The sequence below is a fragment of the Clostridioides sp. ES-S-0005-03 genome, from assembly GCF_020658455.1.
GTDB lineage: Bacteria > Bacillota > Clostridia > Peptostreptococcales > Peptostreptococcaceae > Clostridioides.
On the sequence record NZ_JACVWI010000002.1, the window covers coordinates 232447 to 248815 of the forward strand.

The 16369-nt window shown below is 29.9% G+C and carries 14 protein-coding genes; 8 read left to right on the forward strand and 6 right to left on the reverse strand.

The genetic code is table 11. From position 1 onward, the window contains the following. Positions 1-4 precede the first annotated feature (4 nt). The gene (locus tag IC218_RS10165) at positions 5-1387 is read right to left on the reverse strand and encodes a TldD/PmbA family protein (RefSeq protein WP_227434337.1); all 1383 of its coding nucleotides are present in this window, start codon (positions 1385-1387) and stop codon (positions 5-7) included. A 231-nt stretch (positions 1388-1618) separates the two neighbouring features. Here IC218_RS10165 and IC218_RS10170 point away from each other — a divergent pair, with 231 nt between their 5' ends. The 7 genes from IC218_RS10170 (at position 1619) to IC218_RS22205 (ending at position 10277) form a co-directional block, all read left to right on the forward strand. Next, a complete protein-coding gene (locus IC218_RS10170; RefSeq protein WP_227824347.1) occupies positions 1619-2833 on the forward strand; it encodes an NAD(P)/FAD-dependent oxidoreductase in 1215 nt (404 codons plus the stop codon). A 199-nt stretch (positions 2834-3032) separates the two neighbouring features. Continuing rightward, positions 3033-4925 carry a sigma 54-interacting transcriptional regulator gene (locus IC218_RS10175; protein WP_227434335.1) on the forward strand — a complete coding sequence of 631 codons (1893 nt, stop codon included), beginning with the start codon at positions 3033-3035 and terminating at the stop codon, positions 4923-4925. Between the two features lie 267 nt (positions 4926-5192). Then, positions 5193-6167 (forward strand): 2-keto-3-deoxygluconate permease, encoded by a 975-nt coding sequence (locus IC218_RS10180; RefSeq protein ID WP_227434334.1) that lies wholly within the window; start codon positions 5193-5195, stop codon positions 6165-6167. Positions 6168-6187: 20 nt separating this feature from the next. After that, positions 6188-6463, forward strand: coding sequence for a UxaA family hydrolase (locus IC218_RS10185; RefSeq protein ID WP_009891186.1), 276 nt, complete (start codon positions 6188-6190; stop codon positions 6461-6463). Positions 6464-6475: 12 nt separating this feature from the next. Continuing rightward, a complete protein-coding gene (locus IC218_RS10190) occupies positions 6476-7639 on the forward strand; it encodes a UxaA family hydrolase (protein WP_227824348.1) in 1164 nt (387 codons plus the stop codon). A gap of 448 nt (positions 7640-8087) precedes the next feature. Beyond that, entirely contained in the window at positions 8088-9008 is a 921-nt protein-coding gene (locus tag IC218_RS10195; protein WP_227824349.1) for a cache domain-containing protein, read from the forward strand. 12 nt (positions 9009-9020) lie between these two features. Next, positions 9021-10277, forward strand: coding sequence for a GGDEF domain-containing phosphodiesterase (locus IC218_RS22205; protein WP_227824607.1), 1257 nt, complete (start codon positions 9021-9023; stop codon positions 10275-10277). Positions 10278-10339: 62 nt separating this feature from the next. Here the strand turns inward: IC218_RS22205 and IC218_RS10205 are convergent, their stop codons facing one another. From IC218_RS10205 to IC218_RS10225, 5 genes are all read right to left on the reverse strand, one after another. Next, complete coding sequence (locus IC218_RS10205; protein WP_227824350.1) at positions 10340-11680, reverse strand: MATE family efflux transporter; 1341 nt, start codon at positions 11678-11680, stop codon at positions 10340-10342. Positions 11681-11691: 11 nt separating this feature from the next. After that, positions 11692-12474 (reverse strand): ABC transporter ATP-binding protein, encoded by a 783-nt coding sequence (locus IC218_RS10210; RefSeq protein ID WP_227433986.1) that lies wholly within the window; start codon positions 12472-12474, stop codon positions 11692-11694. Positions 12475-12488: 14 nt separating this feature from the next. Beyond that, entirely contained in the window at positions 12489-13511 is a 1023-nt protein-coding gene (locus IC218_RS10215) for a FecCD family ABC transporter permease (RefSeq protein ID WP_227433985.1), read from the reverse strand. A 5-nt stretch (positions 13512-13516) separates the two neighbouring features. Continuing rightward, complete coding sequence (locus IC218_RS10220; RefSeq protein WP_227433984.1) at positions 13517-14530, reverse strand: FecCD family ABC transporter permease; 1014 nt, start codon at positions 14528-14530, stop codon at positions 13517-13519. A gap of 129 nt (positions 14531-14659) precedes the next feature. Next, complete coding sequence (locus IC218_RS10225) at positions 14660-15598, reverse strand: ABC transporter substrate-binding protein (protein WP_227824351.1); 939 nt, start codon at positions 15596-15598, stop codon at positions 14660-14662. A 280-nt stretch (positions 15599-15878) separates the two neighbouring features. On the opposite strand from IC218_RS10225, the gene IC218_RS10230 reads away from it, so the two are divergent. Next, positions 15879-16343, forward strand: a complete 465-nt coding sequence (locus tag IC218_RS10230) for a hypothetical protein (protein ID WP_227482040.1) — start codon at positions 15879-15881, stop codon at positions 16341-16343. Positions 16344-16369 lie beyond the last annotated feature (26 nt).

Consider the following 16369-nt stretch of genomic DNA (forward strand, 5'->3'; position numbering starts at 1 on the left):
CCTCCTATCTTCCACCTACAGTAATTTCTTTTACCCTTATCATAGGCTGACCTACATTAGTTGGTATACTTCCTGATGATGAACCACACATACCCTGAGCTTGTTTTAAGTTATCACCAACCATATCTATATTCATAAGTACATCGCTACCTTTTCCAATTAAACTAGCACCTCTAACTGGCTCTTGTATTTCTCCATTTTTTATCAAGTAACCTTCTGAAACTGCAAAATTAAACTCTCCTGTTACAGGATTTACAGACCCACCACCCATTTTTTTAGCATAAAGTCCATCTGATATTGACTTTATAATATCTTCTGGTTTATCTTCTCCAGCAGCAATATAAGTATTAGTCATTCTCGAAGTAGGAGCAAATTTATAACTCTGTCTACGAGAACTTCCTGTAGGATTCATTCCCATTCGTCTACCATTAAGTTTGTCTATCATATAAGACTTCAAAATCCCATTTTCAATCAGTATATTTTTTTGAGCTGGATTTCCCTCATCATCTATATTCATAGAGCCCCAGTAATTTGGTATTGTACCATCATCTATAGCTGTAATCTTCGTAGATGCAATTTGCTGACCTAATTTATCTGCAAATACGGAGTTTCCCTTTGCAACTGATGTAGCTTCTAAAGAATGTCCACAAGCTTCATGAAATATTACTCCACCAAAGCCATTATCTATTGCTACCATCATATTACCTGCTGGACAATTTTTAGCATGCAACATAGTATGTGCTACTCTAGCTGATTCTTTTGCATAGTATTCTGGGTCTATATCTTCAAATATTTCAAATCCTTTACAACCTCCAGGTCCTTCAAATCCAGTTTGATTTTCATTACCTTTAGATGCAATTGAACTTATTCCCAGTCTGGTTCTTATTCTTCTATCTTCAACATATATACCTTCAGTGTTTGCAATTAATATTTTTTGGTCTTTATCTGAATAGCTAACACTTACTTGAGATATATCACTACTAAATTCTTTTGCACTCTTATATGCAACCTTCATAACATTTACTTTATCTCTATTACCTATTGAATTTGGATAAATTTTTATATTATGTATGTTATTTATTTTAATACTGTCATTTAATATTACACTTTTTCCATCTTCCAATTTACCTAATGCAACAGCAGCTTTATACGCTACATCCAACAAACTATTTAATGAATTGTCACTTGTATAAGCATATATACTCTTTAACCCTTTAAATATTCTTATTCCTATACCATAGGTTCTTCCACCTATTGCATTTTCTACTTTATTATCTATTAAGCCAATAGAATTATTTATAGTGTCTTCTTCAAAAATCTCAGCAAAATCTCCTCCAGTAACTAGACACTTTTCTAATACCTTTGAAGCAATATCTTTTGAAAGCATAAATTTACCTCCTATTTTAAATTTTTATTTAACTTTTATTCAATCTTTTTTACTTGTTAATCATCATTATATACCAAATTGCTTATGAATATATTATACATATGTTTTACACTAAAATGTTATCACATTTTTATTTATACATACCCATTTATATAAGAAATTAAAATGTATAATATTATTTACTATAGAAAATAATACACTCATACATAATAAATTTTAGGAGTGAAATATATGAATCAAGAATATGTAAAAGGTAAACCTATTTTTACCAGTATAAATAAAATTCCAAGACAATTTCCATACCTTACTAATGATATTGATACAGATGTTATAATCGTTGGAGGCGGCGTAACAGGATGTATTTGTGCATACTATTTAGCTAAAAATAATATAAAATCAGTTATCCTTGAAAAAGGAAGGATTGCGCATGGAAGTACTAGTGTAACCACATCACTTTTACAGTATGAATTGGATGACAATTTGATAGATTTGACAGAAGTAATGACTCTAACTGATGCCTTAAAAGCTTATAATCTTTGTGTATCAGCACTTGAAGAGTTAGATAAATTTATAGAATTGCATGGAAATAAGTGTGATTATGCAAAAAGAGATACTTTACTTTACACTGCCAATAAACTTGAAATAAAAGCTATAAAAGAAGAATATGATTTAAGAAAAGAAAATGGATTTGATGTTGAGTATATTGATGAATCTACAAATCCTTTTGGTTTTGATTTAAAGTCAGGATTGATAGCAAAAAATGGTGGACGAGAACTAGACCCATATAAATATAGTCAGCATCTCATTGATGTAAGTCTAAAAAAAGGTCTTGAAGTATATGAAAATACAGAAGTAAAAAAAATAGACTTTTCAAATGATAAAGTAACAGCTGAAGTGTCTTATGGTTACAAAGTTTATGGCAAAAAACTAATTGTGGCTACAGGATATAATACAAGTTTATTTACAAATAGAAATTTTGCAACTAAATCTAATACCTTTAATATAGCTACAAAACCACTTAAAGATATTGATTCTTGGAAAGACAATATTCTGATTAGAGACAATTGTGACCCATATAATTATCTAAGAACCACTAAAGATAATAGATTGATTATAGGTGGCGAAGATGTAGACTTTAGTGATATAGAAGATGAGGCTTTAGCAAATAAAAAATATGATATTTTAGAACAAAGGCTAAAGGGCATGTTTAAGGATATAAAAGATATACAAATTGAGTACAAGTATTGTGGTTGCTTTGCTTCTACTTTAGATAACTTAGGTTTTATTGGACCTGATAACAAAAACCATAACTTATGGTACTGTTTAGGCTATGGAGCTAATGGAATACTTTTTGCAATATTAGGAGGTATAATGCTTAGTAAGCTATACCTTGGAGAAGAAGATAAAAATATGAGATTATTTAAGGTAAATAGATTTGACAAATAGATGTTATTATATATTAAAAGACTGTACTAAAAAAACTTTAGAATTCTAAAATCTTATTTTTAGGCAGTCTTTTATAATAATTTATTTAAAAATACTTTATTTAGAATTAAATATAAAGTAAAATATTAAAATATCACTGATAAAATTTAGTTATGATAATAATCTTTAAGTTTATTTGATGAAATATGGAGGAATTATTATGAAAGAAATACTTGTTATTGCTCCTACTAAAGGAACCTATGAAAAATCGATTCACATAGTAAAAAAATATAAGTATACAAACATTGATGTTGTATTTGGTAATTTAAAAGAAGGAATACCACTTGCCGAAAAAAGTATTAACCATGGTACTAGAATTATCATAAGTAGAGGTGGAACTTACAATATGTTAAAAGAAACATATAACATACCTATAGTTGAGATTAAAGTAGATGCTTATGATATTATAGAAAGCTATAAGGAAGTTAAAAATTCAAATGAACCATTTGGGATAATTGGATTTAATAATGTTATATATGGCTTTGATATTATAGAAGAAATATTGAATAAGAAAATAACGATGATTGAAATTGAAAAGGAAGAAGAAATTTATGATGCTATAGAAAAATATAGAAAAAAAGGCATCAATACATATATAGGTGATACTACTGTTGCACATATTGTTGAAAGACTTAATTGTAAGGGAATATTAATTGAATCTAGAGAAGAAAACATACTTAGAGCCATTCAACAAGCTGAACAAATACTCGACGCAACTAAAGATGAGCAAAAAAGAAGATTACAGATAGAAGCTATGACAGATTTTGTACATGATGGAATAATAACAGTTGATAAAAATTTTAAAATCACATTATTTAATAAGAGTGCTGAAAAAATATTTGGTATAAAAAAAGAAAATGCACTTTATCATAATGTTATAGATGTTATTCCAAACACAGTTTTACCTCAAGTAGTTGAAACCATGGAACCACAAATTGGTGAAATACAGAATATAGGAAGTACAAAAATCATTACAAATAGAGTTCCAATTATCGTTGATGGTCAAATTCAAGGAGCAGTTTCTACATTTCAAGACAGTAAGGAAATAAGTTCATTTGAGCATACAATAAGAAGAAGTCTATTAAACAAAGGTCTATCTGCTAAATACACATTTGATGATATAATCTATGCAAGTGAAAAAACAAAAGACTGTATAGAAGTTGCAAAAAAATATGCTTGCTATGATACTCCAATGATTATTACAGGGGAATCTGGTGTTGGCAAAGAGTTATTTTGTCAAAGTATTCATAATTATAGCAAACGTAAAAATGCTCCTTTTGTTGCTGTAAACTGTGCTGCAATACCTCCATCTTTAATAGAAAGTGAGTTCTTTGGATATGAGGAGGGCTCATTCACAGGAGCAAGAAAAAAAGGAAAAACAGGTGTATTTGAATTGGCACATGAAGGAACAATCTTTCTCGATGAAATAAGTGAAATTCCAATTGAACTTCAAGGAAGATTATTAAGAGTCTTGCAAGAAAAGCAAGTTATGAGAATTGGTGGTGATAAAGTTATTCCCATAGATGTAAAAATAATTTGTGCTTCAAATAAAGACTTAAAAGATATGATGCGTGATGGTTTATTTAGACGAGACCTTTACTTTAGAATAAATATATTAACATTGTATCTTCCTTCACTCAAGGAGAGAAAAGAAGACATCATAAAATTATCAGAATTTTTCATAAAAAAATATTCAGCTAAATACAATAAGATACCTTTAATTATCACTCCAAATATCAGACAAGCTCTTCTTGAAAAAGAATATGAAGGAAATATAAGAGAATTAGAAGGAATAATCGAGAGAGCTGTTATTATAGAATCATTTGATTCAATTTTATCAGAAAAATACAATAGTGAATATGCAAATACTATAAATGATACAGATAAGGCTGATTTTAAATGTAATAACTTAGACTTAAAAACACTAGAAAAGAAATATATCTATAAAGTCTATAATGAAAATAATAGAAACACTACAAAAACTTGTGAAATACTAAAAATCACTCGCTCCACCCTATGGAGAAAGTTAAAAGAAATTGAAAGTGATGTTTAAAAATAATACATATATAATATATCGAAACGTTTTATGTTTAATTTTAATACATAAAACGTTTCTTTATTTCTATTTAAAATTCTACTACATAATAAATAGATTATTTTTTTTGCTACATTTTTCCATATAATTTTTTTAATCTAAGCAATCTACAGTATTTTATACGAATATTAAAAATACTTATAAAAATAAAAACTATATAACACCTCTATTGGCATAGTAATTGCTTTTAAATACTTATATAAAAATTAAAAGGAGTGATACTAGATGCATATCTTAAAATCGGTGAAAAAGATACCAGGAGGACTTATGGTCTGTCCCCTGCTATTGGGAGCACTATTTAATACAGTATGTCCACAGGCTCTTGAAATTGGAGGATTTACAACTTCCTTATTTAAAACTGGTGCAATGAGTATACTTGCTCTATTTTGTCTATGTAATGGCGCTCAAATCAACATAAGACAAGCAGGCAAACCTTTGACTAAGGGCATAGTACTCACGGCAACAAAATTTGTAATTGGTGCAGTACTAGGTATTATTGTTAGTAAATTCATTGGGCCTAAAGGCATAATTGGTATTACACCTCTTGCTATAGTTGCTACTATGACTAATTCAAATGGAGGTCTATTTGCTGCTCTTGCTGGTGAATATGGAGATTCTACAGATGTTGGTGCTATATCTATCTTATCTCTAAATGATGGTCCATTTTTTACGATGCTTGCCTTTGGAGTAACTGGACTTGCAAATGTGCCTATAGTAGCTTTATTTGCAGCACTCATACCAATATTACTTGGATTTATACTTGGTAATCTCGATGAAGATATACGAGAATTTCTTGCACCTGGTACAACATTGTTAATACCTTTCTTTGCTTTTCCTTTAGGAGCTGCATTAAACTTTAACCAAATTATAACTGCTGGATTCCCTGGAGTTATACTAGGTCTTGCTGTAACTCTAATAACAGGTATGGGTGGATATTTTGTAATGAAACTTATACGTGCAGAACATCCAGCAGTAGGTGCAGCTACTGGTACGACAGCAGGTAATGCGGCTGGTACTCCTGAAGCTTTAGCCGCTATTGACCCTACACTTGCTACAATCGCGGCTGTTTCAACAGTACAAGTTGCTGCAGCTATCATTGTTACAGCAATATGCTGTCCAATGCTCGTCTCCTATTTGGATAAAAGAGAAAAAAGAAAAAAAGCTATTTTTAAAACAAATAAAAACATAGAAGTAAACTAATATTTTTAGGAGGTAAAAATATGAATGCAATTATTCATGCAAATGAAAAAGACAATCTAGTTACATGTGTTAGACCTTTAGTTAAAGGTGAAAAAGTTTCAATTGATGGAAAATCTTATATAGTAAATGATAATATTCCTGTTTTTCATAAAATGGCTACAGAAGATGTGAAAAAGGGTGATGTTGTTTATAAATATGGAGAGATTATAGGAATTGCAACAGTTGACATAAAAACTGGTGACTATGTTCATGTACATAATATTGAAAGTACGCGTGGTCGCGGAGATAAAAAATAGGAGGTAATAAAAATGAAATTAATGGGTTATTTAAGAGAAAATGGACAATATGGTATTCGTAATCATATTTTAGTTATTCCAACATCTGTCTGTTCAAGTGAGACAGCTACAAGAGTTGCAGCACTTGTTCCTGGAGCAATAGCTATCCCACACCAACATGGATGTTGTCAAATTGGCTCTGATATAGAGCTTACAGAAAAAACATTGATAGGATTTGGTAAAAACCCTAATGTAGCTGCTGTTTTAGTAGTTGGACTTGGATGTGATGGTATTCAAGCAAAAGATTTAGCATCTGAAATATCTACAACAGGAAAAAAAGTTGACTATGTTGTTATACAAGAATGTGGTGGAACACTAAAAGCAATAGCTAAAGGTGCTGAAATAGCAAGTCAGATGGCTCGTGAAATATCAAAAGAAGTAAGAGTTGAATTTGATATGAGCGAAATTACATTGGCACTTGAATGTGGTGGTTCTGACCCAACAAGTGGAATTGCATCAAACCCTTCAATAGGAATTGCATCAAATCTTCTTATAGATGAGGGTGGCAGTAGTATATTAAGTGAGACTACAGAAGTAATTGGTGCAGAACATTTATTGGCTACTCGCTTTGAAGATGAAAACATGAAAGAAAAATTTCTTAAATTTGTAAATGATGTAGAAAAAAGAGCAATTACTATGGGAGAAGATTTACGTAGTGGTCAACCTACTCCAGGTAATAAAGCTGGTGGATTATCAACAATTGAAGAAAAATCACTTGGCTGTATGTATAAAGCAGGGAACAAACCATTTAAGGGTGCTCTTGAATATGCTGAAATTTTACCTTCAGATAAAAAAGGTTTATATTTTATGGATACTCCAGGTCAAGATATAGATTCTATCACTGGTATGGTGGCAGGTGGTGCACAGATTGTAATCTTCTCAACTGGTAGAGGTACTCCAACAGGAAGCCCAATTTCGCCAGTTATTAAAATTACTGGAAACAGTGATACATACAATAAAATGATAGATAATATCGATATAAATGCAGGTAGAATTATAACAGAGGGCGCTAAAATTAAAGATATAGGTAAGGAAATATTCGATGAAATAGTGGAAGTATGTAATGGTAAACACACTAAAGCTGAAAGCCTTGGCCATAGAGAATTTGGTATTTACAGAATTGCATCTACTTTCTAGTTTGTAATAAATATAAGGTATTGTTTTATGAATTCAATATTTATACATATACTATAAATTAAAAATCTTTTATAAATGTTTTTTCAACCTCAAAAAGGACTGTATCAAAATAGTTAAAATAATTTTGAAAACAGTTCTTTTTTTATTTATAAAATATTCTAATTCATAACAATATTATTTAATTAAATTCCAGTATAAATTATAAGAATAGCTCCTCTACTTTTTAGAATAATTTACATAAGAATAGACGTAAAGATAAAATTTAGTACCTTCACAGATAGAAATATTTGGTATAATATGTCTGAGAGGAATCTTCTTTGTAAACCAATAAAGGATGGAGGATGGAACATAAAAAATGTATACTAAAAGCGTACAAAATAAAAAAATAATAATTACCCTATTACTAACACTCCTTATAATTGTGTCCTTAGTTTGTGTTTCTTTTGTTATGACACTGCGTAAAGTAACTCATCGTGAAACAGAGCGGTATCTTACAGAAATCTCAGAGAGTGTCTCCACTACAATTAATGAAAAATGTAAAAGTATATTTAAAATATTATACTCTATAGGAGATACTTACTTTCAGTTTAGTGATAACAATAAAAATGTCACTGAATATTTATCTAAAAAATCAAAATTACTGAAGTTTGATTGGTTAGGTGTTGCTGATTCTAGTGGGAATTTTATAGGCACTGATGAAAGTACAGGTAATGTTAGAGGGCAGTATTTTTATAGAAAAGCTCTTCAAGGTGAAGAGACAATTACTCCAATCAAATCTCAATCTGGTATATATGGAATTTTATATTCTGTACCACTTTATAAAGATGATAAAATAACTGGAGCTATTACTGCTTGGAATACTCTTGATACTATGAGAACGTTACTAAGCGTGGAGAGTTTTGGTGGTGAAGGATTTTCTCAAATCATTGACAAAAATGGAAATTTCATTGTAAGTTCAGACAACAAAAACGCACCAAAAAATGTTGTGAACTTTTTTGACACAATTAAAAAACATGGAAGCTATACTGGTAAAGATACTCTTAGAGAAATGAAGACAAATTTAAAAGAGAACAAAAAAGGTTCTATGTACTTTACATTGGATGATGGTATTTATAAAGCTATGCACTATGTTCCTCTGGAAGAGGAAAATCTATATCTACTTTCAATTGTTCCAGTAAAGGTAGCAAATGCACAGTTTGATTTACTTCTAAAAAAAGCAGTCTTTATCAACATTTTAATTATTATATTATTTTTATTACTTATCCTATTAATTATATTTATAAATCGCAAAAATAGAGAGCAACTTATAAAAATCGCCTATGTAGACCCTGTAACTAAAGGCTATAGTAAGGCACGTTTTGATATGTAAGCTAAAACAATCATAGAATCAACTTCAGCAGGAACCTATTCATTAGTATCTATAAATATTAATAAATTCAAACTTATTAATGATTCTTTTGGTAGTGATGCTGGAGATAAAACATTAAAATATATACATGATGTAATTGCTAATTATTTGGAACGAAAAGAATTACTTTGTAGAGTTTCTAATGACCAGTTTAATATTCTTATTAAAACTATTTCACAAAAAGAAATTCTTAAGTACATAGAAAATATTACAAATGATATTAACAGTTTCAACAAAGATAAAGAATGTAAATATTTTATAGCTCTTTCTATAGGTGTCTATAAAATTGATGACCCAAATATACCACTAGTATCAATTCAAGACCGTGCAAATGTAGCACGAAAAAACATTAAAGGAAATACTGTAACTCATCCACTTTACACATGTGTATTTTATAGTGATTTAGAACGTTTGAGAATGCTTAAAGAAAAAGAAATGGAAAATAGAATGGAAGAAGCATTAGATAATAATGAATTTGTAGTCTATCTCCAACCTAAAGTAAACCTTAAAAACAATAATATTGTAGGTGCAGAAGCATTAGTGCGATGGCAAGACCCAGATAGAGGTCTTATTCCACCAAATGATTTTATTCCTTTTTTTGAAAAAAATGGCTTCATCATCAAACTTGACCATTATGTGTTTGAAAAATCGTGTGCCATGATACGAAAATGGATAGATAATGGGGAAACTCCAATACCTATTTCAGTTAATTTTTCACGTGCTCATTTAAATAATAAAGATTTTTTAGAAAAATACAAAACAATTCGTGATAAATACGATGTCCCTGCTAAACTTTTGGAAATCGAATTAACTGAGACACTCATCTTTGATAACTTACAAATGTTACTCAATGTAATAGACCAAATCCATGAGGAAGGTTTTCAATGTTCACTAGATGATTTTGGAAGTGGATATTCTTCACTTAACATGCTAAAAGAAATAAAAGTTGATACTCTAAAACTTGACCGAGCATTTTTTAGTTCTCCCAACGCAGATAATGTATCTGAAAATTATGTAATAGAATCTGTAGTTGAGCTAGCAAAAAAATTAAATATGAATAGTGTATCAGAGGGTGTTGAAACAATCTTACAGATGGAATATCTAAAGAAAATTAATTGTGATATGATACAAGGATATGTTTTTTCTAAACCTATACCTCAAGAAATATTTGAAAAAATGACTTTTGGAAAAACACTAGATGAAGTCAATACAAACGATGCTGTAAAATAATATCCTGTCTCTATAAAATGATTTTAATCATTTTGAGACAGGACTTTTTATTTTTCAACATTTTATGCTTGATTCATCTTAAATTCTCGTCTTAAGAACAATAATACAATTATCATAGCAATAAAATCTGCAATTGGCTGTGCTAACCAAACTCCATCTAAATTAAATCGAATTGGAAGTACAATAATTAATGGTATAAATAAGATAAACTGTCTCAAAAGAGTCAAAAACATAGAATGTTTAACTTTACTCACACATTGAAAATACACAGGCCCAACAATAGAAATCCCCATTATAGGTAAGGTGATTAAATTTATATTTATACCTCTTACAGCTATTTCCATTAGATTTGAATCTTTATTGAATATGCCAACAAATACTTCAGGGTATACCTGCACTACTAAAAATCCAAAAGATAATATAACTATAGATACTATGATAGACAATATTAAGGTTTTCTTTGCACGTTCAAATTGCTTTGCTCCATAATTATATGATATTATAGTTTGCATACCTTGATTTAGACCAAATACTGGCATCATAAACATCAATAAAATAGATGTAAGAGCTGTCATAGCTCCAATAGCTAAATCTCCACCATAAGCCTTTAGAGAGTTATTAGTAAATACATGAGTTATACTTATAGCTACTTCCATTGCAAATGGTGTCATACCTATTGCAAATATTTTTTTTATTATATTTGTATCTAATTTTAAATTGTATTTTTTTAATTTTAAATTAGATTTTCCTCTTATAAAATAATGTGCTACCCAAGTAAACACCACTACTTGACAGAGTACAGTTGCTATAGCTGCTCCTTTTATACCTAAGTTAAACACAAATATGAATATTGGGTCTAATATCAAATTTAGTATACAACCTACTATCATTGTTCTAGCTGCTAACTTAGGATTTCCCTCTGCTCTAATTGCATTATTTAAAGAAAATGCAATTAGATTAAATGGAGTTCCAACCAATATAACACTCATATAGTCTTTTGCATAAGATATTGAATCTTTGCTTGCTCCCAAAAGAAAAAGTATGTCTTCTAAAAAAACTAATCCTAATACAGTTATAATTATAGAAATAATTATAGATAGTGTAAGGGCATTACCCAATATTTTTTCCGCTTCTTTTTTATTTCTTTCTCCTAGCTTTATAGACAAGCTTGTACTAGCACCTATTGATACTAACATTCCAAAAGCTATTATCAGTGTAAACACTGGCATAGTTACACCAAGTCCTGCAATAGCTATAGACCCAACTCCTTCCATAGAACCAATAAAGGCTCTATCTACTACATTGTAAAGCGATGTTACCATCATAGCTATGATTGCAGGTATTGAGTATCTAAATAATAAAATCCATATTTTTTCATGTCTTAATGCTTCTTGATTTTCCATGTTGTCACCATTTATACCATGTCATAAGTTATACAAATTGGTTTATTTGTCCTTGGGTCTGTGGCTATTTCTGCATCGATATTAAACAACTCCTTCAGATTGTCTTTTGTCATAACATCGTATGCATTACCTTGACAAACTATCTTACCCTTCTTAATACCTATCATGTGGTCAGCAAATCTTGCTGCATTATTAAGTTCATGTATTACCATGACAATAGTTCTTCCTTGTTTTTTGTTTAATTCCTCTAATAATTTTAGTATTTCTAATTGATGAGCTAAATCTAAATATGTTGTAGGCTCATCTAACAAAAGTATATCAGTCTCTTGTGCCAAAGCCATAGCTATCCATGCTCTTTGTCTTTGTCCGCCTGACAAATCTTCCATATTTCTATCCTTAAATTCTGAAATTCCAGTAACTTCTAAGCTCCAATTTACAATATCTCTGTCTTCTCTACTAGAATTTCCAAATCCACTTTTATGAGGGAATCTTCCATATGAAATTAGCTCTGAAACAGTAAGCCCACTAGGAGCTTGAGGGCTTTGTGGAAGTACAGCCATACTTTTCGCTATCTCCTTAGATTTTTTCTTATATATATCTTCTCCATTTATATATATACTTCCATTTTTAGGACTAATAATTCTCCCTATTGTTTTAAGTATTGTAGACTTTCCACAACCATTAGCCCCTATTATAGTAGTTATTTTTCCTTTTGGTATATTTAAATTTAAATCTTTTATAATATCTGTATTTCCATATGATACATTTAGATTTTTAGTATTTATACAATTCATAGTAACACCCTTTCCTAATCATTTGACAACATTAAATAAATAAAGTATGGTACTCCTATTATGGATACAACTATACCTACTGGTATTTCTATAGGAGCAAGAAGATTTCTAGATATAGTATCTGCCACCAAAAGTAATAATGTACCTATCAGTGCTGATACTGGTATTAGTCTTTTATGTCTCGGACCTATTATCTTTCTTCCTATGTGTGGTGCTATTAAACCTAAAAATGAAATACTACCTGCTACTGATGTTGATACACCAGATAAAATTACTGCATATATTATGAGTCTTCTTCTTTGCTTCTCCACATCTACACCAAGACTTGTAGACACTTCATCACCTAAGTTCAAGACATCAATATACTTAGCCTTATATATAGTTATTCCCATAAAAATCACTATAAATGGAAGTACAGCTATTACATATTTCCAACTAGTTCCCCAAATGCTACCTGATGTCCATACCATAACTCTATTAAATTCTTGTGTTGTAAATTTCAATTGAAATATCGTCAAAATTGAAGTAAAAGCTATATTTACACCTATACCAATCAGTAGTAACCTTGATGAATTTATTCCACCTTTCCATGCAAGAGAATATATCAAAAATGCTCCAAACAAAGCTCCTACAAGTGCAACAACTGGCATTGTAAATACAGTGAGATTACTCATACCTTCATAAACATTACCATTCATAAGATATATATAAACTACTACAAATAATGCTGCTCCTGAATTTATACCCAAAATTCCAGAGTCAGCCAAATCATTCTTTGTAACTCCTTGAAGTATTACACCTGCTGTTGATAATGCTGAACCAACCAATAACGCTATTATTATCCTTGGCAATCTCAGTTTAAATATTGCAATTTCATGATTACGTTGACCTTGTCCTATAAAAGTCTTTATGACATCCATTGGTTCTATAGAAAATGAACCTAAATTTAAACTAACTAGAAAAGCAATAAAAATAAGTACCATTAAAATTGAAATAACAAGTAAAGTTTTAGAATTTGTTTTTATAATATTTTTCATAGCACCTATTTATTCCCCTTTCTAACAAGATATATAAATATTGGAACTCCTATAAGAGCTGTTATAGAGCCCACCGGAGTCTCATATGGAGGATTTATCATTCTACTTAATATATCCGTATATACAAGTAGCACAGCTCCTAGAACCAAAGAACTTGGTATTATATACTTATAATCTGAGCCTACTATTCCTTTAGCTATCTGAGGAACTATAAGACCTATAAAAATAATATTACCTGATACTGAAACAGATGCTCCAGTCATTAATATTACTAATACTATACATATAAATCTAACAATGTCAGTTTTTTGCCCTAACCCTATTGCCACTTCTTCTCCAAGACTTAAGATAGTTATTCTTGGTGCCATAATCATAGATAGGATAAATCCAATACCTCCAACTATAAATAATAGTTTTATCCCTTCCCATGTTACGCCTACAAGTCCTCCTGATATCCAAAAACTTAATTGCTGAGATAGATTAAAGTACATAGATATTGCAGAGGCCAAAGAAATTAACAATGTCCCAAGAGCTACCCCTGCAAGAGCTAATTTTACATTATTAACTCTTCCCCTTGATTTTGAACTTACAAAATATATAAATAAACCACTTATACTTGCTCCAATAAATGCAAATATCATTACACTAAAGTTCCCATGTATAAGTTTAGGAAATTTTTGTTGAAGTACTAATGATATTGCAATAGCAAATGTAGCTCCCTGTGTAATTCCTATAACAGAAGGTTCAGCTATAGGATTTCTTGTTATTCCTTGCATTATAGCACCTGAAACTGCTAAAAATCCTCCAACAAGTGCTGCTGCTATTGCCCTTGGAAGTCTAACATCCTTCACTATTCTCATATTTATTCCATCTTCCATATTTATTAAACTACTTATAACAGTCGATAGATTCATATCTTTAGCCCCAATAGTTATGGATAATACAATTCCAAATACAAGTGCAACTATACTTATTAATATCAACGAATAAGTCAGATTTTTTTTACTAAGTGTAGTCAATTATCCTACCTCCTTTTCCCTTTTAATTCTAGTGCAGTAATATATTTATTAAGTATTTTATGATTTTAAACTTATTAAAAATAGGTGTGAAAAATGAACATCATTATCTCACACCTAATAAGTTAAGAATTACTTTGTTAATTCATTTTTAACTGATTCTAATAACAACTCTTTTCCAATTGGATTATATGATTGGCTGAAAAATGGAGCTGCATCAAGTATTGTTACGTTTCCATCTTTTACTGCTCTCATTTGAGCCCATATAGCACTATTTTCTAAATCTTTTTTATCTGATTCTGTAGCTATCACAATTATATGGTCTGCATCTATATCTGTAAGACCCTCCATACTTACCATTGGCAATGTTATTCCATCTTGCTTTGGCATATTTTTAGGTCTAGCTAATTTCATATCATCATTAATTAAAGTTCCAATTCCTCCATCACTAAACACCATAAATTGTCCTGAACTTGCTAACACTGGTAAATAAGTTTTTTCTCCATTTTTTTCTACAACTTCTTTACCTAGTTTTGTAGCTTTTTCATCATACTTTTGTAACCAATCCTTAGCTTTCTCTTCTTTATCAAATATTTTTGAAACATCAGTTAACTTACTTCTCCAGTCATTTGCATAATCTTTCATCATGACTACAGGAGCTATTTCTTTTAATTGGTCATAGATTTTTTCTTGTCTTTGACTCATTATTATTAAATCTGGATTTGCTTCTAATATAGCTTCCATATCCATAGTATCCATCATAGAGTGACCTACTATCTTTACATCTTTAAGTTCTTCTCTTATGTAACTTGGCAATTTATCAGTTTCATATGAGTCTACATTTGCTGTTGCAATAGGTTTATGACCAGCTATTAACAATTCCTCACTACTTCCTGATATATCAACTATTTTTTTAGGATTTGATGGTATCTTCACCTCTCCCTTAACAGATTGTACAACTCTTGTATCTGATTTTTCTTTATTATCTGTGTTACTATCTGAACATGCCGTAACAAGTACTAACGTAGTTATAATAGATATAAATATTGCTAATGATTTTATTTTTTTCATGATTATTTCTCCTACTTGTTTATTATACTTACATGATATTGATTATCATAAGCACATATTTATTATAGCATTTTTCTAGTTTTAGTCAATATTATTTTGCAAAAGGATAAAAATTCCTAATTAATCTTAATTAAATATACTATAGATAAGGTTTTCTTTCATTGAACAATAAATTTTATATCTGTTCTTTATGTAAATATAATAAATAGAATGACTTTTCAGTTAAACAATGATAAAATGCAAGATACAGAATAGTAATTTAGTAAGGAGGATTTAAAGCGTGGTACATTTAGTATATTGTGATAATGCAGGTAAAAAAGGAGAAAAGGTATTAGATAAAATTTTAGCTGGAACGAAGACAATGGTAATTAGAGGTGCTGCTGGTAGAAAAATACCACATAGCAGAGTATTTCAAGGAGAGTTACTTTATTTTATGGAAAAAGGAACTTCAAGAATTTCTGCAAAAGCTACTGTTAAAAAAGTAGACAACTATATTAAATTAACAGAAGATGAAATTTGTAAAGTTCTAGATGAAAATCAACCAAAACTAAATTTATCTGATAAGCAAAAAGTTCGTTGGCATAAAAAATGCTTATGCTTAGTTGAATTTGAAAATGTTCAAGAAATAACACCTCTTGATTTCGACCATCAAGGGAATATGGATGATTGGCTTATTATTGAAAAAATTGAAGATGTAGTTGTAGGTACTAGTATACCTTACAATTACGAGAAATCTAAATTTTAGAACATTAATAAAAGAATAATAAATTG